The organism is Pseudofrankia sp. DC12 (assembly GCF_000966285.1).
Lineage (GTDB): Bacteria > Actinomycetota > Actinomycetes > Frankiales > Frankiaceae > Pseudofrankia.
Genome location: NZ_KQ031391.1, coordinates 6,678,304 through 6,698,979, shown reverse-complemented (window position 1 = coordinate 6,698,979; position 20,676 = coordinate 6,678,304). Strand labels below are relative to the sequence as shown.

The 20,676-nt window shown below is 70.1% G+C and carries 16 protein-coding genes; 9 read left to right on the top strand and 7 right to left on the bottom strand.

What is annotated here, in order from left to right; all coding sequences use genetic code 11:
- Positions 1–360 precede the first annotated feature (360 nt).
- The gene (locus tag FRADC12_RS27080) at positions 361–948 is read right to left on the bottom strand and encodes a GrpB family protein (RefSeq protein WP_045880309.1); all 588 of its coding nucleotides are present in this window, start codon (positions 946–948) and stop codon (positions 361–363) included.
- 337 nt (positions 949–1,285) lie between these two features.
- On the opposite strand from FRADC12_RS27080, the gene FRADC12_RS35250 reads away from it, so the two are divergent.
- The 3 genes from FRADC12_RS35250 to FRADC12_RS27070 are packed head-to-tail and all read left to right on the top strand — an operon-like array spanning position 1,286 to position 2,695.
- Positions 1,286–1,924 carry an ATP-binding cassette domain-containing protein gene (locus FRADC12_RS35250; protein WP_502685292.1) on the top strand — a complete coding sequence of 213 codons (639 nt, stop codon included), beginning with the start codon at positions 1,286–1,288 and terminating at the stop codon, positions 1,922–1,924.
- Entirely contained in the window at positions 1,918–2,328 is a 411-nt protein-coding gene (locus FRADC12_RS35245; protein WP_502685291.1) for a hypothetical protein, read from the top strand. The genes FRADC12_RS35250 and FRADC12_RS35245 overlap by 7 nt, the downstream gene beginning before the upstream one ends.
- Before the next feature lie 55 nt (positions 2,329–2,383).
- Entirely contained in the window at positions 2,384–2,695 is a 312-nt protein-coding gene (locus tag FRADC12_RS27070; RefSeq protein ID WP_232304077.1) for an ABC transporter permease, read from the top strand.
- 37 nt (positions 2,696–2,732) lie between these two features.
- On the opposite strand, the gene FRADC12_RS30660 is transcribed toward FRADC12_RS27070, so the two are convergent.
- Positions 2,733–3,440 carry a tyrosine-type recombinase/integrase gene (locus FRADC12_RS30660; RefSeq protein WP_198153059.1) on the bottom strand — a complete coding sequence of 236 codons (708 nt, stop codon included), beginning with the start codon at positions 3,438–3,440 and terminating at the stop codon, positions 2,733–2,735.
- Between the two features lie 390 nt (positions 3,441–3,830).
- Between FRADC12_RS30660 and FRADC12_RS27060 the strand changes: the two genes are divergently transcribed.
- Positions 3,831–6,899, top strand: coding sequence for a Tn3 family transposase (locus tag FRADC12_RS27060; RefSeq protein WP_045878733.1), 3,069 nt, complete (start codon positions 3,831–3,833; stop codon positions 6,897–6,899).
- A 308-nt stretch (positions 6,900–7,207) separates the two neighbouring features.
- On the opposite strand, the gene FRADC12_RS27055 is transcribed toward FRADC12_RS27060, so the two are convergent.
- Positions 7,208–7,621, bottom strand: coding sequence for a hypothetical protein (locus FRADC12_RS27055; protein WP_157489074.1), 414 nt, complete (start codon positions 7,619–7,621; stop codon positions 7,208–7,210).
- Positions 7,622–7,746: 125 nt separating this feature from the next.
- Between FRADC12_RS27055 and FRADC12_RS27050 the strand changes: the two genes are divergently transcribed.
- The 3 genes from FRADC12_RS27050 (at position 7,747) to FRADC12_RS27040 (ending at position 10,559) form a co-directional block, all read left to right on the top strand.
- A complete protein-coding gene (locus FRADC12_RS27050) occupies positions 7,747–8,331 on the top strand; it encodes a hypothetical protein (protein ID WP_157489073.1) in 585 nt (194 codons plus the stop codon).
- Positions 8,332–8,472: 141 nt separating this feature from the next.
- On the top strand, positions 8,473–9,789 hold the full coding sequence (locus FRADC12_RS27045; RefSeq protein WP_045878730.1) for an IS701 family transposase: 1,317 nt from the start codon (positions 8,473–8,475) through the stop codon (positions 9,787–9,789).
- 194 nt (positions 9,790–9,983) lie between these two features.
- The gene (locus FRADC12_RS27040; protein WP_045878729.1) at positions 9,984–10,559 is read left to right on the top strand and encodes a hypothetical protein; all 576 of its coding nucleotides are present in this window, start codon (positions 9,984–9,986) and stop codon (positions 10,557–10,559) included.
- A 351-nt stretch (positions 10,560–10,910) separates the two neighbouring features.
- On the opposite strand, the gene FRADC12_RS31845 is transcribed toward FRADC12_RS27040, so the two are convergent.
- Entirely contained in the window at positions 10,911–11,702 is a 792-nt protein-coding gene (locus tag FRADC12_RS31845) for a hypothetical protein (RefSeq protein WP_157489070.1), read from the bottom strand.
- Positions 11,703–12,139: 437 nt separating this feature from the next.
- Here FRADC12_RS31845 and FRADC12_RS27035 point away from each other — a divergent pair, with 437 nt between their 5' ends.
- A complete protein-coding gene (locus FRADC12_RS27035) occupies positions 12,140–13,027 on the top strand; it encodes a tyrosine-type recombinase/integrase (protein ID WP_232304076.1) in 888 nt (295 codons plus the stop codon).
- 216 nt (positions 13,028–13,243) lie between these two features.
- On the opposite strand, the gene FRADC12_RS27030 is transcribed toward FRADC12_RS27035, so the two are convergent.
- Genes FRADC12_RS27030 through FRADC12_RS27020 form a run of 3 tightly spaced genes read right to left on the bottom strand, consistent with a single transcriptional unit; the run spans position 13,244 to position 19,473 of the window.
- Positions 13,244–14,893, bottom strand: a complete 1,650-nt coding sequence (locus FRADC12_RS27030) for a hypothetical protein (protein WP_045878727.1) — start codon at positions 14,891–14,893, stop codon at positions 13,244–13,246.
- Positions 14,893–16,329, bottom strand: a complete 1,437-nt coding sequence (locus FRADC12_RS27025; protein WP_045878726.1) for a hypothetical protein — start codon at positions 16,327–16,329, stop codon at positions 14,893–14,895. The genes FRADC12_RS27030 and FRADC12_RS27025 overlap by 1 nt, the downstream gene beginning before the upstream one ends.
- A gap of 12 nt (positions 16,330–16,341) precedes the next feature.
- Complete coding sequence (locus FRADC12_RS27020) at positions 16,342–19,473, bottom strand: hypothetical protein (protein WP_045878725.1); 3,132 nt, start codon at positions 19,471–19,473, stop codon at positions 16,342–16,344.
- Between the two features lie 647 nt (positions 19,474–20,120).
- Here FRADC12_RS27020 and FRADC12_RS27015 point away from each other — a divergent pair.
- Positions 20,121–20,675 (top strand): hypothetical protein, encoded by a 555-nt coding sequence (locus FRADC12_RS27015; RefSeq protein ID WP_157489069.1) that lies wholly within the window; start codon positions 20,121–20,123, stop codon positions 20,673–20,675.
- The last annotated feature ends 1 nt before the right edge of the window (position 20,676 follow it).

Below are 20,676 nucleotides of genomic sequence, written 5' to 3'. Positions count from 1 at the left end.
TTGGTCTCCCGGGTTGAGGTTGAAGATCAAAAATGAGATTCCGGCTCGTCAACAGCGTTGACTATCTTGTGGTCAGGCCTGGGGTGCGACCGTGGGCGCGTCAGCCGGGATTTTCAGCCGCTCTGCGCGCGACGAGGCCGGCCGAATCAGGTGCTGAGCGCGTCAGTGAGGCCTCGGGCGACGCCCTCCCCCACCCCTCGGCGCCTTAGCCGTTCTGCTCGCGCACCACCGCGCACCACCGCTCGGCACCGCGACGGCCGCGTGTCACGCCCCCGCGAGACGTTGAAGATCGTTTGTCGCAGCGGCCGGCCGTCAACATCGTGGACAACGGCGTGTGACGTGCTGCGGGCGGGCCGCGGGTCAGGCCCGCGGCGGCGGGACGGTCCAGCCGGTGGCGGCGGCCCACGGGCGGGCCCGGGCCGTGATCTCCCCGATGATGGTCGACTTGGCCGCCGAGTAGTGCTGGGTGCTCGGCCAGTCGACCAGCGCCAGGGCGCGCTTGGCCGCCTCGTAGGCGGCGCGGTCGGCCCCGTCGTGGCGCAGCCAGTCCCGGAACAGCAGATGGCGGTGCTCCCAGTCGCCGCCGGCGCTGCACAGGTGCACATGCACGTCCTGCTCCGGCGTGCGCAACATCCAGTGCTCACCACGCTCGCGCACCCGCACGACATAACCCGCGACGACCAGCGCCGGCACGAAGCCTCCGTCGTCGGCAATGTCCGCGACGGCAACCAGGATGTCCACGATCGGCTTCGCGCCCAGGCCCGGCACCGATGTCGAACCCACATGTTCGACCCGCACCGCCCGGGGCCCGAGGGCGGCGACGATCCGGTCACGTTCGAACGCGAACCGTGCGACCCACTCCGGCCGATACGCGGCGATCACGATCGGCCGTTTCTCCGGGCCGCCGACGAACACTTTCTCCTCGGTCAGAACCTCGCCGCCAGCCATCGGCCTCGTCTCCGCCAGATCGCCGGCCACCACGAGCCGGCGTGAACCCGTTGACCCCGGAGCATTCCGGGCCATCTCCCCCGCCACCTGCCCATTCTGCGCCGTGAGAAGACCACTGGCTGTCGCGAACATGCCTTTCCCGGTTCCCACCCGGGACCAGTCCGGGGGTCTCCGTACCGGGCCGGCACGCCGATTTCCCACGTCCGTCGGCGAATCCCGCCGGCGGAAGAGGGCATAGCCCCACCCCCGGTTCGGGGTCCAGCGCCCGTGTCCAGCTGACGACAGGCCGCGACGATCGATCCCGACGCCAGCTCCACGCCCCCTGGAGGTCACCGCCATGCCCACCACCACCGCCCACCCGGCGCCCAGCCGGCCACCGGCACCACCCGCCACGGCCGGTGCCGTCGCGATCCGGGCACGCGGCCTGCGCAAGCGGTTCGGCGACATCACCGTCCTCGACGGGGTCGACCTCGACGTCACCGCCGGCAGTGTGCACGCACTGCTCGGCGCCAACGGCGCCGGCAAGACGACGCTCGTCCGGATCCTCGCGACGCTGCTGCCCGCCGACGGCGGCGAGGTCACGGTCGCGGGCCGCGACGTGCGTCGCGAGGCCCGCCGGGTCCGCGAGGTCATCTCGCTGACGGGCCAGCACGCCGCCGTCGACGAGCTGCTCACCGGGGTGGAGAACCTGCGGCTGGCCGCGCGGCTGGCCGCGCGGCTGTTCCGCCTGCCTCGGGCCGACGCCCGCCGCCGGGTCGACGCGCTGGTCGAGGCGTTCGGCCTCGCCGGCTTCGGCGGGCGGCTGGTGCGGACCTGCTCCGGCGGGCAGCGCCGCCGCCTGGACCTGGCCGTGGGCCTGGTCGCCGACCCGCGGTCATCTTCCTCGACGAGCCGACGACCGGGCTCGACCCGCGCAGCCGCCAGGGCGTCTGGGACGTCGTCACCCAGCTCGCCGACGGCGGGGCGACGGTGCTGACCACCCAGTACCTCGACGAGGCCGACGAGCTCGCGGACCGGATCTCGGTGCTGGACGGCGGCCGGATCGTCGCCGAGGGCAGCGCCGCCGACCTGAAGTCCAGCCTCGGTACCGAACGCGCCGAGCCGACCTTCCCCGACGACGACACCTACGCCCGGGCCCTCGCTTGCCTGCACAGTCTGCTGCCCGCCGGCCCTGCCCACGGACCCACGGCGGTCGCCGGGCTCGACGTGGACCGGCCCGCCCGCCGCGTCGGTGTCCCGACCGACGGCAGCGCCAACGCGCTGCGCCGGCTGCTCACCGGCCTCGCCGACGCCGGAGTCGAGGCCGCCCGCGTCGAGCTGCGCACCCCGGCCCTCGACGACGTCTTCCTCACCCTCACCAGCGGAAAGGACCTGTCATGACGACCGCGGCCCCCTCCCCGCCGCCATCGGCGTCCTGGCGTTCTACGTGGTGGCGATGACCTGGCTGTCGGTCACGCACGGCCTGCTCGCCGGCGGGCCCGAGGCGGCGAACGGCATGACGTTCCTTATCCTGTTCCTGCCGTACGTGAGCAGCGGGTTCGTGCCGACGAGCACGATGCCCGGCCCGTTGCGGGCGTTCGCCGACCACCAGCCGCTCACCCCGGTCATCAACACCGTCCGCGGCCTGCTCGTGCGCGGCCACGCCGCCCACGGCACGGCGGCCGTCGCGCTCGTCTGGTGCACCGGCATCCTGGTGGCCAGCTACGCCGCCGCCACGGCGCTGTTCCGCCGCCGCACGGCCCGCTAGGGGGGCCGCCGAGATACGGCAGAAAGGGGCAACGGGCTCAGCGGCGGCGGGCTGCTGGATCGCGGCCGGCCTGCCAGCGGGCCAGGGCCTCCGGTGACACCCGGGCGTAGCGGGCCAGCGAGGCGACCGAGGTGTGCCCGGAGTAGGACAGCAGCGTCGAGGTGTTCGCGCCGTCCTCGGCGGCGTGCGTGAGCGCCGAGTGGCGCAGCTGGTGCAGCGTCGCCCCGCCGGCCGCCGCGGTGAACAGCTCCGCCGCGCGGCGGTAGGACAGCCGGGCCCGGCCGCTGATCGGGTCGAGGTCGGCCGGCGGGAGCGCGAGGCGGGCGCGCCGGACCGGCCCGGCCGGCCGTCCCTTGAGCAGCCGTGGCAGCAGGCAGACGGTGCCGGTCCGCCAGACGATGATGTCGACGGCGTTGCCCTTGCGGCGGACCTTGGCGCACCGGTTGCGCAGGTCGAGCTCGTCGACATCGAGGGCCAGGACCTCGGAGGCGCGGGCGGTCTCGTACAACATCCGCCACAGCACTCGCTCCCGCAGACCGATGTCCTCCCGGCCGAGCAGTTCCTCGACGGTCGCGCGCGACAGCGCCCGGGTCCGGTCGGGTGCGCGACCGCGGCGGCGGATCGCCCGGGTCGGGTCGCCGACGATCCAGCCCTGGTCGCGCCAGTAGCCCGCCGCCGAGCGCAGCGCGTCCAGGTTGCGGTTGAACGTCGCTGGCGCCGCCGGCCCCCACCGCTCGACAACCACCCCGCCACCGCGCTCGCCGTGGCCGGCTCGTCGAGCACCGCGACAAGCACCTCCGATCCGAGGTGCTCGCGAAGCTGGCGCAATGTCGACGCGTAGACCCGCCGGGTCCCCGCCGTCTCCGGATGATCCAACGTGGCCAGGAACGCCGCGACCGCCTCGGCGACGGTCGGCGCCGCCGAACTCCGCGCCTCCGCCCGCACCACGCCCATGGCAGCCCCCTCCGCCTCTATCGCAGAAAAGCACCAAGAGTCGCCCCGATCCGGGGGACGGCCGGAATACGCCAGAAACCTGCCGCCGCCAGTGACCGCCGGTCAGAGGCCGCGCGCCGGGTGATCGTTGCCGGTGGCTAAGGTGCCGACGTCTCGGTCCTGATCGTGCTGGGGTGTCGGGTTGGCGTCGATTGATCGGACCGCGTATCCGCGGTTCAAGCGGGTGGTGTCGGCGCGGGAGCTAGCGGAGGCGTTCACGCCCGCCGCGGACGAGGTCGGGTGGGCTCGGTCGAAGACCGCTACCGAGCAGCACTTCCTGGCGCTGGTGGTGCTGCTGAAGTGCTACCAGCGGCTGGGGTACTTCCCGAAGCTGGCCGACGTGCCGGCGGCGGTGGTCGACTACGTGCGCAGCAAGCTGGAGCTGGCCGAGGCCGTGGAGGCCGTGCACGAGTCGGACCGGACGCTGTGGCGGCACCGGGACTTCGTGCGCACGCGGATGGGCGTGAAGTACACGCCGGCCAAGGTGCGGGCGGTGGCCGAGGCAGCGATCCGCAAGGCGGTGCAGTCCAAGGACAACCCGGCAGATCTGATCAACGTGGCGTTGGACGAGCTGGTGCGGCAGAGCTGCGAGCTGCCCGGCTACACGACGCTGGACGCGATGTCCGCCTTGATCCGCACCGAGGTCAACGGCGGCACGTTCACCGCGGTGGCGGCCCGGCCGGACCGGATGCAGCGGGCACGGTTGGAGCGGCTGCTGTGGGTCGACCCGGCGACCCGGCGCAGCGAGTTGGACCGGTTGAAGGACTCGGCGCAGGCGGCAACGCTGGGCAAGCTCAAGGACCGCCTGGTGTATCTGGCCAGGTTGGACGCGCTGGGGCCGACTGGAGAGTGGCTGGAGGGCATCCCGCCGGGCAAGATCGCACACTTCGCCGGCGAGGCGCGGGTGACCGACGCCGCGGACATGCGCAAGGTGCTCAACGAGGACAAGCGACTGACGCTGCTGATCAGCCTCGTGCACGAGTGCCGCACGGCGGCGCGGGACGAGGTGGTGACCATGTTCTGCAAGCGCATGGCCGCCCTGCACAAAAAGGGCCGGGAGCGGCTGGAGGAGATCCAGGCGGCCAACCGCGCGGAGGCCGAGCGGCTGATCGGCGTGATCGGCGAGGTGTTGGCCGCGGCCCGCGAGGCCACCACGCCCGCCGACCCCGCCACCGGGGAGGTGCCCGGCGCTGGGGTCGAGGAACGGGCGGGCCGGCTGGTGCTCAAGGCGCTGGAGGACGCCGGCGGGATCGACGAGCTGGCCACCGCGGCCGAGGCGGTGTCGGCGTATCACGGCAACAACTACCTGCCGCTGTTGGAGCGGTTCTACCGCTCGCACCGGCCGGTGCTGTTCACCCTGGTCGACGCAATCGAGCTGGAGGCGACCAGCGCGGACGGATCGGTGTTGGACGCGGTGGAGTTCATCCGCGCCAACCGGGACCGGCGCAGCGACTGGATACCGGAGACGACCACAGTCGAGGAGGACGGCCAGTCCACCACGGTCAGCGTGAAGGTGGACGCTTTCGCCAGCGATGCGTGGAAGAAGGTGCTTCGGGAGCGGCAGCGGCCGGGGATGCTGGCTCGTCGGCACCTGGAGGTCTGCGTGTTCTCCTACCTGGCCGCTGAGCTGCGGTCCGGGGACGTCGCGGTGGTGGGCTCGGACTCCTACGCCAACCTGCACGCCCAGCTCATGACCTGGGACGAGTGCCGGCCGCTGGCCGCGGACTTCTGCGCCCAGGCCGGTATCCCGGCTGAGGCGGCCGAGCTGGTGGCGTACTACCGGGACGAGCTGGTGCGCACCGCGTCGCAGGTCGACGCCGGGTATCCGGCGAACACCGATCTGGTGCTGGACGGTGACAGGCCGGTGCTCAAGCGCCGCAAGGGGGCCGACCGGCGGCCCTCGGCGATCGTCTTGGAGACGGCGATTCACCAGCGACTCCCGGAACGCAGCCTGCTGGACATCCTCACCCGTACGGCCTATCTGACCGGCTGGCACCGGCACTTCGGGCCGGCGTCGGGGTCGGACCCGAAGATCCGCGACACCCTGGGCCGTTACGTCACCACGACCTATGCGTACGGCACCAACCTCGGCGCCGCCGAGGTCGCCCGGCACACGCGCGGGAAGGTGTCCGCGCACGAGATCTACACCGCCGGCAACAAGCACTCCGACCCCGGCAAGGTGTACCGGGGCTCCACAGATGTGATCAACGAGTTCGCCAAGCTGGACGTGGCCGGGATCTGGGGCGACGGCCAGGTGGTCGCGGTCGACGGGTCGCAGGTGGACACCTGGGAGAACAACCTGCTGGCCGAGTCGCACATCCGCTACGGCGGCTACGGCGGGATCGCGATGCGGCACGTGGCCGACTCCTACATCGCGCTGTTCTCCCACTTCATCCCGTGCGGGGTGTGGGAGGCGATCTACATCATCGAGGGCCTGCTGCGCAACGAGTCCGACGTTCAACCGGACACCGTCCACGCCGACACCCAGGGCCAGTCGCTGCCGGTGTTCGGCCTGTCCGCTTTGTTGGGGTTCGAGCTGCTGCCACGCATCCGCAACTGGCACGACCTGATCTTCTACCGGCCCGACGGTCGGACCCGCTACCAGCACATCGACACGCTGTTCGGCGACAACGCCATCGACTGGGACCTGATCGCCAAGCACTGGACCGACCTGCTGCGCACCGCGATCTCCATCCGCGAGGGCCGGGTGTCCTCGGTGACCCTGCTGCGCCGGCTCGGGAACCACTCGCGCAAGAACCGCCTGTACCGGGCGTTCCGGGAGCTGGGCCGGGTGATCCGCACGATCACCTTGCTGCGCTACCTGTCCGAGCCGGAGTTACGGGAGCAGATCACCGCGATCACCAACAAGGCCGAGGCGTTCCACGGCTACTCGGACTGGCTGATGGTCGGCGGGAAACTGATCGGCCACAACGACCCCGAACACCAGGAACTGGTGGTCAAGTTCAACGAGCTGATGGCCAACTGCGCGATCTACTCCACAGCGCTCGACATCACCGACGCCGCGAACGCCCTGGCCGCCGAGGGCCACCCGGTCGACCACGACGACCTGGCCACCATCACCCCCTACATCACCCACACCATCCGCCGCCTCGGAGACCTGGTGCTCGACCTCGACCCGCCCGACACGGTGCCGACCACCCGGCTGGACCTCGAACCTCGCGCCCTGTTCCCGAGCGGACCGGCCGCCTGACGGGGACTCTGACCAGCCGTCTCGGAAACCAGGGTTCTGCGACCGCCGGTCGACGGGCTTCCAGTAGGAGCGGAAACAGTGAACCGAGGTTGGTGTCACATTCGTTGACAGCCCTGGTGTCGGCTGGTCGGGCTGGCCGGGTGAGTTCTGAGCTCAGCCCTGCCTGATAAGCAGGTCAATCGGCCGTCGGGTGGTGTAGGTGTGGGGCGACCGGACTCGTCCCGGTTCCGCGGGTGCCGCGGCGACGTCTGTGGACGTCGCCGCGGCACCCGTTCCCGGGACGACGCGATCTAGGAGGGCTGGCGAGGTCAGTCCTGCCCCAGAGTCACGGACCACTCGGCGCGAGCTTTCACCTTCACCCGCTTCACGAACCATTGGATGAACCGGCCCCATGCCCGCCGCGCGAACGCGGCCACCTCCATCACCACTAGGGCGCTCGCAGCCATGATCGCCGAGGTGAGCGCGGCCTCCAGCGTTACGTGCCAGGGCTGGAGCTGCTCGACCCGCATCGCCCAATGCACGATCACGATCACGATCGTCTTCGTGCCGAACGGCCGGATCTTCTCCGGAGACAAGGGGGCGCCGACGGCATACGGCGGCCACATCCAAGGGGGGAGATCGACATCCTCGTTACTCTCTGTGTGTCCCGATACTGACGCCGCGATCCGCTCGCGCAACTTGCCGGGCCAATCGTTCAGGCCTGCTCTATCGAGCCACACCACTCGGGCATCCGGCGATCTTCTCGGCGACTCCCGGTCCGCGCCGGTAACCGGGGACCCCGGGGCCTAGACTGCCCTCCAGTCGGCCGGATGTTTCCGGACGATTCCGGACGACGACGAGGTGCACCGTGAGCAACTCCAGCCAGGAAGCAGGCGAGGACCCGGTGGCCAAGCTGGCCTCGCGACTTCGCGAACTCCAAGTCCATGCAGGCAAGCCATCGGTAGCCCGACTGGTGGTATTGACCGGCAAGCAGGGCCCGAAGTGGGGGATGCCGCGATCGACCATCCAGGACAAGCTCGCGGGCACGACCGCTCCGACAAATAGGCAGGTCCTAGCGCTGGTCAGGGCATGCGTCGCCTACGCGGTCGAAGAGGAAATCGCCCTCTCAACTGAGGACACGAACGAGGAGGAGTGGTTGAGGGCATGGGCTGAGATGCAGAAGGCACGCCAGACCCCGCGGCGGCAGCTTTACGGCGCCGCCCGGGCCGCCGCCGCGCTTTCCGCAGATGGCGGTACCAGCCGCGAGCCAGAGGCGGCACCCCAGCCAGTCCCTGCGGACGATGAGGCAGCCAGGCAGGCAGGCCACCTGATCCATGCACTTGCCAATTTCCACTCGAACCCGGAAGGGGTCTATTACATCGGCCAGACTCTGCTCGAGTTTCGCACTTTTCATGATCGGTTTTGTGGGTCGTCAAGGAGGTTGATGATTTGACTGGTTCAGTGTGGGCATGTTCGCCGGCTGTTTCCGCGCGTGGCTTCACGCGGAGTGTTGATGAGGGGAAGGTCCAGCTCACGGGGCTGGTGGCGGGAGCATCGGCGTTTCCACACCAACACTCCGAAGAGTGGGTCGCCGATGCTCCCGCACGTCACGATACCGCCGTCGTTCGCCGTCCTGCTGGAGTACTTCCGGCCGTGTTTCACCGCGCCGAGCTTCGCCACGTTCCGGATGCTGGCGACCGGGCTGGTCGCCGCGCCCGGGCGGCGCACCGTCGTCGGGATGCTCGTCGGCGCCGGCCGCCATCGGGACACCCCGCACCACCGGGCCCACTACTTCTTCGCGAAGGCCGCCTGGACGCTCGACGAGGTCGGCGACACGCTGGCCCGTCTCGTCGTCGGTCTGCTCACCGGCCCCGGGCCGATAACCGTCGTCGTCGATGACACCCTTTTCCACCGCGCCGGGCGGAAGGTCTTCGCCGCGGGCTGGTTCCACGACGGCGCCGCGAAGGGCGAGACGCCGGTCGGCTTCGGCAACAACTGGGTCATCGTCGGTGTCGTCCTGCGCGGCACGGTCTTCGCGCGGCCGATCTGCCTGCCGGTCTACGCGTGCCTGGTTGTCAAGGGCACCATGTCCGGCTCCCGGCTGTGGCTCGCCGCCCGCGCCGCGGCCCGGCTCGCCCGCCTGTTCCCGGACCGCCAGGTCCACGTCGTGGCGGACTCCGCCTACGCCGGCGGCGAGCTGAAGTCCCTGCCACGCAACGTGACCTGGACGACTCGACCGCGTGCCGACGCCGCCCTGTTCGCGCCGGCCCCGCCGCGCACCGGCCGCCGAGGCCGCCCCCGCGTCAAGGGCGACCGGCTCGCCACGATCACCCAGCTCGCCGCCACCGCCGACTTCCGCCCGACCACCGTCACCCGCTACGGCCGCGTCCACACCGTCGACGTCGCGGTGACCGTCTGCCTGTGGTACTCGGTGTTCGGCCCCCGCCTCGTCCAGCTCGTGCTCGTCCGCGAACCCGGCCGCCCGCTGCTCGCCCTGATCAGCACGGACCTGTTCAGCCGCCCCGCCACGATCGCCGAGCGGTACGCCGCCCGCTGGGCGGTCGAGGTCGCGATCGCCGACGCCAAGCAGCTCTTCGGCGTCGGACAGACCCACACCCGCACCGCGCAGGCCGTGCGGCACGCGGTCCCGTTCGCCCTGCTCGCCCAGACCCTCACCCTGACCTGGTACCTCACCGCCGGCCACCACGACTCCGACGTCGCCGACGCCACCGCCCGCGCACCCTGGTACACGACCAAGACGACCGTCTCGACCGCCGACGCCCTCGGCAAGCTACGCCGCGTCCTGATCACCGCGCGTTTTCGCCCAGCTGACCCCGTCACGCCCACCGCCGCGGAAATCCACACCCTCCACCTGGCCTGGGACACCACCGAGCACGGCCTCGCGGCCTGAACCCGCCCCACCAGCCACCCAGACCGGCCCCTGACCGGCCCACAGCCCCCGGAACAGCCCAAAACAGGCACCGACCCGAGGCGACAAACCACCCCAAACACCCGCACCACACAAACAGCTCACCACGATCGAATAGAAACCTCATCACGCGAAGACAAACCAACATTCCCGATCAAGAAGAACGCGAAAGTCGAGTGGTGGCCTGCGAAGTATTCCTTGACGACCACGGCATCGCGGACTCGCAGGCCAGGGCGCTGATCGATGCGATCAGCGGCGAACTTGACAACGATGAGCGCCGAAGCGAGGGCATGTTCGATGCAGTGATATCTGATCGCAAGGTACGGCAATTGATACAGAGGTTACGCGATGCCCGCCGTAGCATCGGAAGCACGGATTCACAGATGACAAACCGTTTGGGCTGGGACACCGCGGATGATCCCTCCCACTCTGCTCAGCAGCGCGAAGAACACCAGGCAGACCCATCGATGATCAACCAGCAGACCAAGGCTTGGTTGAGAGAACTCGACCCCGACTCGGCTTTGGACCGGCTACACAGCGTGGATAGCGACCTAGGCAGCCAGTGGCTGACCGTCATGTCTCCTCACATGGCAGGTGCTGTCTTGGCCATGTCCGGCTCGGGATGGGCAGCTGCTCGACTCGCTAAGATGCCAGCCAGTGTCGCAGAGGGCATACTCAACGCGATGAATCGGCATGAGGCGGATGAGGTGCGCGCCGAACTGAGGTCAAAGAACACTACGGAACGCCCGTAGTGGCATCGATGGCGGCGTGGTGCCGCGTGCGGCGGTAGGCTTTGTCGCCCAGGTCAAGGTGTGCCCTGCCAGGCGAGGGGGGTCCGTGAGGGAACTCCCAACAACTCGCGGCCAGATGCGCGCTTCATCGGTCCGGAGGGACGCCGCGATGGCGTCAGCAGACTGCGGTGAGGTGTCGGCAGACGTCGTCTTTGGTGGTAGCCGCCGGGCGCGCCAGCGCGCCCGGCGTTGGTCCAGAACTGGGGGGTCAGAGTCGTGGAAGTGGCCGCTAATTGGGCGTGGGGAGAGGTGGTTCGGCGCTCGCAGCGCGGCGACTCGGCGGAGGCTAGGCCACAGCACATACCGGAAGAATCAGTGTGAAGCGCAGTGGTTAACGCAGTGTCCCACACAATTCGATGAGCCGTGGCCGCGGCAGTGGTTAGTGCAATGAGAGCCCGAACAGTGATTATTGCAGTGGCTCTTGCAATGACCCTTACAGTGCATTGAGCAGTGACTTATACATTTCCCTTTTGCGTGTACACCCGGCTTGCCGCACAGCTCGGGAGGAGTGAATTCCCAGAACGTTTCCGTAAGTTCTTCGGCAATGCTGTCGGCGTCTACTGGACGTACCACGAGTTCGCGCCGTTCGAGATCGGTCGTCTCGACAAGGATCTCGTTATCCCTCAGGGTAAGCTGACGATGGACCTTTAGTCCCACACCGAAGAGATCGCCGACACCCAGTCGCGCGGATTGTTCGGCGAACTCGAAGAGAAATTCCCCGCTTTCGTCGATGCTGAAATCGTCGCTCCACTGCTCCGCAGGAAGGAACTCCAACGGGTAAAAATTCCAAGATCCCTCTCCGATGGCGACCGGGCGCCAAAGGTACGGGGCGAGATCCGGACGGTAGCGCTCGGGACGAGTTACGGCGCTGTTGTCGGAGACGCGCCGAACCAGCACCTCTCCGTCATCAATGTTGAAATGTTTATGCAAGAGATTGGCGCCTAGCACCCCAAATAGCTCGTGCCGGACGAAGATGTCACCGAGAGGGCATAGCTTTTCTCGACTTCGATTTAGTCCGCGCTTTGCTACATAGAATTCATTTAGCCGGTCAAACACATTTGGGTCATAGGGCGCCGCCGAGGCGACACCCTCTACGACTGGCATATTTCGTATCCTTTGGGTGTCATGCGGGTGCTCATGTCGACTTGGGGCACTGATTCTCGCGCCCCTGGTGGCGTCAGGGCGAGCGCCACCAGGGGATGTCCTGCTTCCAGGGCGGGCGGTCAGGTCCGCCCCGCCGGACGGGACTCACACTGATGTGAGGACACAGTTCGCTGAGCTCGCGCCCCACTCGAGACGCCTATCCGTTCCCCCTCGTCACAGGATCATCTGGCATCCGGCGTCGTCATGCCGGTACTTCTTAAGCCTTCACTAGGGAGCTATCGCGGAGAGGAACAGATTTTCTGCGGTAACAGCCTCGGCGACCTGCGCGGACGCGAGGGCTGGACGGGGCCGACTCCTGGTGCTTTTCTGCGATAGAGGCGGAGGGGGCTGCCATGGGTGCGGTGCGGGCGTTGGCGCGGCGTTCGGAGGCGCCGACTGTGACCGAGGCGGTCGCCGCCTTCCTGTCCACGTTGGACCATCCGGAGACGGCGGGGACTCGGCGGGTCTACGCATCGACGTTGCGCCAGCTTCGCGAGCACCTCGGATCGGAGGTGCTTGTCGCGGTGCTCGACGAGCCGGCCGCGGCGAGCACGCTGGCCGGCTGGTTTGCCGGGCGGTGGGGGCCGGCGGCGCCGGCGACGTTCAACCGCAACCTGGACGCGCTGCGCTCGGCGGCGGGCTACTGGCGCGACCAGGGCTGGATCGTCGGCGACCCGACCCGGGCGATCCGCCGCCGCGGCCGCGCGCCCGATCGGACCCGGGCGCTGTCGCGGGCGGTCGTCGAGGAGCTGCTCGGCCGGGGCGACATCGGGCTGCGGGAGCGGGTGCTGTGGCGGATGTTGTACGAGACCGCCGCCCGCGCCTCCGAGGTCCTGGCCCTCGACGTCGACGAGCTCGACCTGCGTAACCGGTGCGCCAAGGTCCGCCGCAAGGGCAACGCCGTCGACGTCATCGTCTGGCGGACCGGCTCTGCACGGCTGCTGCCGCGGCTGTTGAAGGGGCGGACGGCGGGGCCGGTGTTCGTCACCGACCGGCGCGCTCGCCTCGCGCTCCCGCCGGCCGACCTCGACCCGGGCAGCGGCCGTGCCCGGCTGTCTTACCGCCGGGCGGCCGAGCTGTTCACCGCGGCGACGGGCGGAGCGACGCTGCACCAGCTGCGCCACTCGGCGCTCACCCACGCCGCCGAGGACGGCGCGAACACCTCGACCTTGCTTTCCTACTCCGGGCACACCTCGGTCGCCTCTCTGGCGCGCTACGCCCGGGTGTCCCCGGAGGCGCTGGCCCGTTGGCAGGCCGGCCGGGATCCTGCGGCCCGACGCCGCTGAGCCCGTTGCCCCTTTCTGCCTACCAGTGCAGTCCCCCAAGGACGGCGGCTGGCCAGCATCTCAACGGCACCGCGGCAGGTTTCTGGCGTATTCCGGTCCCACCCCCATCCAGCCCTCGCGTCCGCGCAGGTCGCCGAGGCCGTTACCGCGGAAAACCCGCTGCTTGCTGCGGTTAAACTTTGGCGCTTTCGTTGATCGCGGAGTCGCCCTGAGACGTCAGCCCGGCGGGATCTTGCCTGCGGCCTCAAGGAAGAAGCGCACGAAGGCGCGCAGGTCCGCCGGGTCGACGCCCATCGGCAGGAACTGGATCTCCCGGTCGGAGATCGCCTCCGCGAGCCTTGCCGGATCCGTCGTCGCGGCAGCCCTCGCGGAGCCGGCGGCCTTGGCCCCACCCTTGAGGAACGTCTGCTCGTCCGCGACCCCAAGCGTCGTCGTCACGATCGTCGAACGGCGCGGGATAATGCCCTTCTCGATGTCGTAGACCTTGCCGTCCACGAGCAGCTTCCCCAGCTGTACACGCAGCTCGTCGGAGTCCAGCTGCGCGAGCACGTCCAGGGAGGCGGCGTCGCCCGCCTTGAACTGGCCTGTGAACGACAGGGCGACCTTGCCGCGGGCCTCGTCGACCAGCATGATCGCGTCGTCGTAGAACTGGTGGAACCCCTTGCCGTCCGCGCGCAGCGCGCGGACGGGTGTGCGGGCGACGAAGACCCGCCACCCCCTGCCAGCCGCGCTGTCCGCGAACTCTGCGGCGCGCCGCAGCTCGGCCTCGAAGGTCCGCCGGTACGCGCCCTTAACGCCGACGATCTCCCCGAGCCTGCCGACGACCGAGTTGATGCGTCCGCCGGCCGCGTCCGCCAGCGCCTCCTCGGTCAGGCCGACGCCGGTCATCGGCCGCAGGCGGGCGGCCGCTGTGCCGAGCTTCTCGAGATCCTCCGGCGTCAGCCAGGAGTGCAGCCGGGCGTACACCGGCAGCAGTGGGTGGCCCGCCGGGAGGTCGTCCAACGCGGTCCAGAACGCGTGCGCGGCGGCCTTGCCCTCGGCCGACGTTGCCTGCCGCTCGAACGAGCGGGCGACTGTGGCGACCGCTCTCCGGCACCGGTCGGCGGCCTTCCAGTCGAGGTCCGCGGCCCCGCGGTGCTTGCTGATCGCGTCCCGCAGGGCCAGGGCCGTCTGCTGGATGACGGACGTCTCCTCATGCAGGCAGGCCTGCTGGAACGTGCGGAGCGCGTGCGCTACCTCGCCGGAGGAGGCCGCCAGGTCGTCCAGCAGGTCGAACGCGGTCTTGCGCCCCGCGCCGCCAGCAGCCGCCCGCGCCACCACCGCCGGCTTCACCGCCTTCGCGGGCTTCACCGTCTTTGTTCCGAACTTCGGCGCCGTCTTGCCCCGTCTGGCCGCCACGCGGGATATCGGGTAGTCCTCGTCGAGCTGCTCACGCACGGCGGCCAGCAGGTTCTTCTTCGACGTCGCCGCCGGCACGTCCCCGACCGTGTCACGCAGCAGCCGCGCGGCGCGGGCGTACTGCTCGTCCGTCATCGCGGCGAGCGCCGTCTCGACATCACGACGCGCGGCCCGCACGGCCGCGCGCTTCGGGTCGACGGACGGCAGGGCGTGCGCGATCCGGGCGCGCAGGTCGAGGAACACCAGCGCGGCGTTGAACTCCGGATAGGCGTGGGTCAGCGCGGACGCCGGCTGCACGCCGATGAGCACGACGGCGCGGCTGCTCGTGGGCCCGATCCGCCCGAGGACCCCCTCGACGAACCGCTTCGTCAGGCCGGCCTCGCCCTCGGCCGTCGCGCCTTTTGCCGCGACGGCCTTGAACGTCGATGTGCTCCGCTTGGCGGACCCGCCCGCCGGCTTGAACCCCATCAGGGCACCAGCCCCGCGGCAAGCGGGGCGAGGACACTCACCGACGTCGCGATCTTCCCCGCTGGCAGGGCGCCGGCGACCTCGCCCGCGCACTGCAGGGCGAGCCGCAGCACCGACGGCGCCACACCCAGCGAGTCCGCCGGGTTCAGCGCGCAGAGGTAGGCCGCCCGGTCGCGCAGGAACTGCACGACCGCCTCGGCGATGCCCTTGACCGCCAGGAGCACGTCGGCGACCACGGCGAGCGGCGGGGCGACCAGGTGCAGCGCCAGCATCGCGCCCATGGTCCCGACGCACTCGCCAAACGTCGATGCCAGGCTCGGGTCGACGGCCGCGTAGACGTCCTGCACCGCCTGAGAGACCAGGCTCGGTCCCGGGCCGGCCAGGTCGGCGGCGGCGTCGGCCATGATCTGGGGGAAGCCCCAGGGCCCGAACGCCGGATCGAACAGGCTCGCCAGGCCACCCTTCAGGCCACGTTGCCGCAGCCGCTCGGCCGCCCCCGCGGACGGCCCGTCCGGATGGCGGACGTCCCAGCTCGCGATGACCAGGGCGTCGACCCCCGGCCGCATGGCGCGCTGCGCGTTCCACGTCGTCGCGAACGCGGCCGTGAGCGCGGCCAGCAGTTCGTCGTCTGTCGGCGGGTCCTTGCGGCCCGGTTTCAGGCTCTCCGGCAGCTCGAGGCGGAACAGCACCGGATGCCGCGCCGCCAGCTGTCCCCGCAGCGCGGCGAGCTTGACGGCCTTTGCGGCCGCAGCGCGCGCGCTGGCCAGCCCGCTGATGGCCAGGATCGCCAGGCTGGCGGTCGCCGCGAGCGCCGTCGCCAGCGCCGCCTCCGCGTCCTCGCCGGCCGCTGTCCGCTCCGCGGTGGTGAGTTCGTGTGCCTTGGCGCGGAGGTCGGCCACCGGGTCGGTGTCCGGGTTCGCCTTACCAGTGCCGGGCCGCAGCCGCGTGGTGCTCGGGAACTCCAGCGTGTCACCGGCAAACACAGCGTCGTCGAAGCCGGTCAGGTACCGGCCGGCCTCCCGCCGGATCTGCTCGGCGGACCGATCAAGGCGCTGCTTCGCGAGGTGGCGGCCCACCTGCTCGGCCTGCGCGAGCTGGTCCGCCACCAGCGGGGACAGACGGCCTGCCGCCGCCCGCCACGCCTCGAGCGCCGACCGCGACTGTTCCAGCGCTGCCGTCGTCGACACCGCGGCCCGCGCGAGCGCAGCCGCGTCCGGTGGCTCGTCCATGCGCGCCCGGAGTTTATTGATCCTGGTCAGCGCCGGCCCGTAGCGGTCGTCGATGTCCCCCCGCAGCGTCTCCTCCTTCTCCGCGACCAAGGGCCAGCCGCCGAGCAGGTGCGTGGCGCGCAGGACCATGTCCATTGCCGCCGGGTCGTCCACCGGGAGCGTCAGCAGCTGGTCGCCGGGCAGGGTGATCGTGACTGCCTTCGCCATGCCGCGGTCCCGTCAGGACTCGGGTGCGCCGGCCTGGCCGACGGTAACGTGCAGATGCGGCACCGTGTCCGGGTCTGGGTCGGACGTGTCGTTGTTCTGCAGCAGCCTCGCCCGGCGGTCGGCCTCCAGCTCGGCGATGCGTGCCCTGGCTACCGCCTCGCGGCTCGCCGCCTCGCGCAGGGCCTCGACGTGCTCCTCGCAGCCGGAGCACTCGCCGAGCCAGGACTCCACGCTGACCCCGGGGGTTGGCAGGATCACTTGGTCGGTGGCTATTTTCTCGCCGGCCGCCGACGCGTCGGTGGCGGCCTTCTCAAGCTCGTTGGCGAGGTTTGTGATGACCTTCATCAGTGTCGTCTCGGCCAGCGGTGACAGCGGGATCGCGAGGTTCGGGCCGTCGGAGGCGACCACATGCGGCTCGAACATGCCGACGCGCAGTTGCGGCGCGGCGTCCATCAGCCGCTGCAGCTGCTCGCTCGGCGGCAGCGCCTGGAAGAGCACATACCGGTAGTAGTCACGGTGCTGGTTCAAGTGCGCGCGCAGCGCCTCGGAGCGTTCCATCGCGGCGCCGACCATCTCCGCGCCGAACTTCATCTCCAGGCGGTCGGCGAGCGTCGTAGCGGCCTGTTCCTGGTTCGCCTGGGCCGCGACGGCCGCGGCGGCCTGCACGCCGGCGCCCTCAAACTCCTTGCTCTCCCACGCCTGGAACGCGGTGCGCAGCTGCGCCAGCCCACCCGGGATGCCTCCGTCGTCCGGGTCGTACAGGCCGGCGCCCTTGGCCTTCGGATACCAGAACAGGCCCCAGTCCGCGGGGGCATACCTCGGCATGCTCTTGATGCGGCCGGACAGGCCGGCGTCCTCCTTCTCCTGGTCGCCCAGGGTGCCCAGCGCGTCGAGCGCCGGGACGCTGCCCGCCGGCGGGACGGCGGCCAGCAACGCCCTCGCGAGGTCGGGGCTCGGGGCCTGTGTCGAGATCCGGTCCAGCTCGGCGATGAGCCCGTTGCCGAACTTCGTCGCCACCAACCGGCGCCACAGCCACCGCTGCGCCCCCGCGACCTCGGACGCGAGCGGCGTCCGATGGGCGGCGATCGAGGTGAGCGCCGGGCCCACATCCGCGCCGACGAACAACGCCGCGCGGCGCCTGAGCTCGCCGACGATGGCGATCAGCGGCGCGAGCTGCGGGTTGGCCTGCTTCTGCGGCTCATTCGCGGGCGGAACGGTCCGCTCCCGGTCCAGGTCCTTCTCCTGCTTGGACAGCACGCTCAGGCGGCGCAGCTCCTGCTCCGCCCGGGCGTAGGCCTCCAGGAACCGGCACGCCTCGAAGCCATCGGCGAGCGCGGGGTCGAGCAGGTAGGCACGCAGGGTCGCCTCGTTCACCCGCACCGTGAGGCTGTCGAAGTCGCGGATCGTCACCGGGTTCGCGACCAGCACGACGATCCGGACGCCGGCCTTGAGGAACCGGACGTCCACGTCGTAGTGCGCCAGCACCTCGTGGAAGTTCATCGTCAGCGTGTGGCACTCGTTCGGGTTGCGCAGGTGCCGCACGACCTGCGTCCGCGACTCCGTCTCGACACTCTCGGTGATGGTCGTGATCCGGCGGGACCGGACGCGGGTGGAGGCGCGGGTCGTCGACTCCCGGACGTGCTGGGTGGACGTGCGGCAGACGTTCGCGAGGCTCTGCGTGTTCGACACCTGGCCGCCGGCCTCCACGTGGATCGAGGCGATTCCCGGCGAGTACGACGCGTCCAGTGAGCCGTGGGCCTGCGCGTTGAACTCGTTGCTGCTCGTAACCTCATGGAACACGTCCTCCGTGTCCCGCGTCGTCGAGGTGAAGTCGAAGGTCTGCTCCACCTCGGTCTCCGCCGACTGCTGCAGCGCCTTCGAGCGCCGCTCCCAGCTGGACACGGTGATCGTGGTCTCCTCGCCCGGCGCGAGGGCGAGGGTGGACAGCAGGTTGCCCCGGCTGAAGCCCTTGAGCGTCCACGTCTGCTGCCAGGGCAGCAGTACCGCGACCGGGAGCCCCTCGTCCGCCAGGTGGATCGCGCCATCCTCGTTCTTCTCCCGGGTCCCGGGCCCGGCCGAGCCGCCGCCAGACGAACCGCCGCTTTGGCCGAACGGGTAGTCGTGCAGCTCACGCCACAGGTCCCGGAGCGTGTACGTGACGTCGAAGGGCGGTGGACCCAGCGGTCCCGGCCGAGGAGTCGCCTTGCCCAGCATCAGATAGCCCGACGGCAGCTCGGCGCCACGGTTGGGGTGAACGAGGCTGATCTCGCGCCCGCCGGCGAACGCGGTGATCTCGTTGCCCAGCCGCAGCTCGCGGACCTGGCCGGCGTCCAGGCTGACCACGACGGAGCCGCCTGTCCGGGCCGGGATGACCGGGTAGGCGAGGAACTCAGCCAGGTCGTCGATGACGAGCCGGTCCGCCGCGGGCCCTCCCTCCAGGGACTGCCCAGGCGCCTCGACGCGGAGCAGGCCGGCGGGACGCCCCTCGACTGTCGCCGCGGCGGTCAGCCGGCCGGTGGTCAGTAACGACCGCACCCCGCGCTCGTCCAACTCGACCAGGCCCTCCCCTGTGGAGATGGCCCGGCCGCTGAGCCAGCTGTCCAGGTCGCCGTCGCTCATCACGACCGTGGTGACCTTCGGCTTGAGACGCAGCACGCTCGCGTTGCCGTCACGCCCCCGCCCGACGGCCAAGACGGAGCCGCCCTCGCGAAGCCGGTTGGCCGCGGTGAGGCCGAGCTCCACGTCCCACACCCGCCCGTCGGCCGTCACCGTCTTGGAGGCGAACAGACCGTCGAGGTCAGTCACCTGGACCGACACCGCAGGCTTCCCGCCGATCGCCTGGTCGAGGTCGACGTCGGCGTCGATGAGATGCAGGCCGAGGGCAGCGACGCCGCCGTCACCTCTGACGGGCAGAGCGTGCTCGGTCGCGACCGTCCCGGCATTGCCGTCGGCGGGTCTTTCGACGATGTCTCCGTCGGACGTGAGCACGATCGGCGTCGTCCGCCGTCTCCCGTCGATGACCCGCTCGTCATAGAGACGGATGAACTGGCCGAACCGGAAGTCGCGGATCACGCCCCACGCGGGCAGTTTCTGCTGGCAGTCCGGCGACTCCAGCACAGGCTCGACCGACTCGTTGGCGCCCATCGCCCCCCATTTCCGACAGCGACGGCGGGACGCCACCCGCACGCACGTGCGGGGCGGGTGTCTTCGCCATCTGCCACGAAGGCGCACACATAGAGACTTTCGGTGATCTTTTCGCGGGCGACGAAGTCTGTCAATCATCGACCGTGGAGTACGCGGCACGGCGGCGCGCACCCGGGCGACCCCCACGGGTCCTCCCGGTGCCAGCGCACCCGACGGCCAGATGCGTCGACGAGGTGAAGTCGATGTGTAAAGTCGGCCCGGTCCAGCGTCGGGCCGAGCGCCCTGACCACCCCGGCCTCCTACCGGGTCGACGTTCCGCGTGGGTGAACACTGAAGTTCCCGAGCAGGAGCGCCGCATTCCGCCAGGTGGCGCAGGAATTGGCTGGCCCGCTCCGAGGCGGTAGCCCCGCGGTCGAAGATCTTAGGTGCGGGTCAGCTGGCGGGCGGTCCGGCACGTCGCGGTGAGGCTGCCCGACGACGAGGCACCGTGAGCGCGGACGGGTCCTCCGACCTGTCCGCGCGAGAACGACCCCCCCCGTTTCGCAATCTCCTACGCAGAGCCACCGCGAACGCCACACTAGGTCGCGACGGGTTCGCAACTGCGTGGGGGGCGTCGAATGCGAGGCGGGCGCTACCGATGGGTACTGTTGCTGTCGGCGATGATAATGATGCTCGCAGGGGTGGGGCTCGGGGCGTGCGGCGCCGACTCGGACAGTGGCGCCGATCTGGGAGCCAGAGAGGACCTGGGCGGCGGGGCTGACCTTCCCGAGTCCTTCCCGACGATATCCCCATCACCGGACGCCCAGGCCGCTGGCTACCTGCGTGCGCACCTTCCGGACAGCGTCCAATGCTCGGATAAGGCGCACCTGGACGGCGAGCATGCGTCGATATCATGTCGCGCGTCAACGAACCCGAATATCACGGTCACGTACACGCTGTACAAATTCCTGGATGACCTCAGTTGGTCCTTCCATGTCATAGCGGGCGATGAGCCGTGCTGGCCAGACGAGACGCAGACAAACACCGAACAGGCCTACACCGTCAACGGTGAGTACGTTGGCGAGGCCGGCTGCACCAAGGAGCCGGGGCGGACGATCATTTACTGGACCGATGAGAACCTACTTATCCTCGCTAGCGCTGAGAGCAACGGCGAGTATGGCGAGCTCTGGGATTTCTGGCAGGACGCCGGTCCTGTAGCGTAGC